Origin of the sequence: Rhodococcus sp. R1101 (genome assembly GCF_000278445.1) — a bacterium.
Classification (GTDB): Bacteria; Actinomycetota; Actinomycetes; order Mycobacteriales; family Mycobacteriaceae; genus Rhodococcus; species Rhodococcus gordoniae.
Genome location: NZ_AJVB01000651.1, coordinates 1 through 1,765 on the forward strand (window position 1 = coordinate 1; position 1,765 = coordinate 1,765).

The following is a 1,765-nucleotide window of genomic DNA, read 5'->3' on the forward strand; positions in this document are numbered from 1 at the left end:
GGGAGCACCCGCCCGCCCACGGGGAAAGGCTCTGGCCGGCCGAATCTCTCAGGCGCTCGCTCGCGAGCTCACGACAGAGGGGGAGGAACCACCTCGCGCGACCGCGCGCATGTGGACCTCGCCGACCAGCCCGGGAGCTGCGATGACAGATGCCGTCACCTCGAACTTCGCCGATCGCCACATCGGCCCCGACACCGCCGGCCTGAACCGGATCCTCGACGTCGTCGGAGTCGATTCCCTCGACGCCCTCGCCACCGCCGCGGTGCCGGCCGCCATCCTCGACGACCGCGCCGGCTCCGTGCCGACCGGCCTCGACGTGCTCGACGCGCCCCGCTCCGAGCACGACGTACTCTCCGAACTGAAGGCGCTCGCGTCGCAGAACAGCGTGGCGACATCGATGATCGGTCACGGCTACTACGACACGCTCACGCCGCCGGTGCTGCTGCGCAACATCATCGAGAACCCGGCCTGGTACACCGCCTACACCCCTTATCAGCCGGAGATCAGTCAGGGACGCCTCGAGGCGCTGCTGAACTTCCAGACCATGGTCGCCGACCTGACCGGCATGGAGGTGGCCAACTCGTCCATGCTCGACGAGGCCACCGCGGCCGCCGAGGCGATGACTCTGCTGCGCCGCGCGAACCGTAAGTCCAAGAGCTCGCGCGTGGTCGTCGACGCCGACCTGTTCGCACAGACCGCGGCGGTGCTGGCCACCCGCGCCGAACCGCTCGGCATCGAGATCGTCACCGTCGACCTCGCGGCCGACGGACTGCCCGACGGGGAGTTCTTCGGCGTGATCCTGCAGGTGCCCGGCGCCTCGGGACGCATCATCGACGCCGCTCCGATCATCGCGGCCGCCCACGGCCGCGGCGCGCTCGTCGCCGTCGGCGCCGACCTGCTGGCCATGACCCTTGTCACCCCGCCCGGCGAGCAGGGCGCCGACGCGTGCTTCGGCACCACCCAGCGGTTCGGTGTGCCGATGGGCTTCGGTGGGCCGCACGCCGGCTACCTCGCCGTCGGCAGCGCCCACACCCGCACCCTGCCGGGTCGCCTCGTCGGTGTCTCGGTGGACGCGGACGGCAACCCGGCCTACCGCCTCGCGTTGCAGACCCGTGAGCAGCACATCCGCCGCGAGAAAGCCACCAGCAACATCTGCACCGCCCAGGTGCTCCTCGCCGTGCTCGCGGCCATGTACGCCTCGTACCACGGCGCCGAAGGCCTCACCGGCATCGCCCGCCGCGTCGCCGGGCACGCCCGCCACCTGGCCGACGGCCTGAAGGCCGGCGGCGTGGAGATCGTGCACGACGAGTTCTTCGACACCGTCCTCGTGCGCGTTCCGGGACGCGCCGCTGCCGTGCTCGCCGCCGCCCTCGAGGCCGGCATCAACTTGTACCGGGTCGACGACGATCACGTGTCGATCTCGTGCGACGAGGCCACCACGGCGGCACATGTCGACGCGGTCCTGGATGCCTTCGGCGTCGACGCCGGGGATGCCGCCGAGGGAACGGCGCTGCCGGAGACCCTGGCCCGCACGAGCGAGTTCCTGCAGCACGAGGCGTTCACCCGCTACCGCACCGAGACCGCGATGATGCGGTACCTGCGGCGCCTGTCCGACAAGGACCTCGCCCTGGACCGCACGATGATCCCGCTCGGCTCGTGCACGATGAAGCTCAACGCCGCCGCCGAGATGGAGGCCATCACCTGGCCCGAGTTCGCAGGTCTGCACCCCTTCGCTCCGGCGGATCAGACGGCAGGGATCCGCCGC

General features: G+C 71.2%; 1 pseudogene. It reads left to right on the forward strand.

The annotated features are described in order from the left end of the window. Positions 1-142: 142 nt before the first annotated feature. Positions 143-1,765 (forward strand): annotated as a pseudogene (locus R1101_RS0122810) (glycine dehydrogenase (aminomethyl-transferring)); the annotation flags it as partial.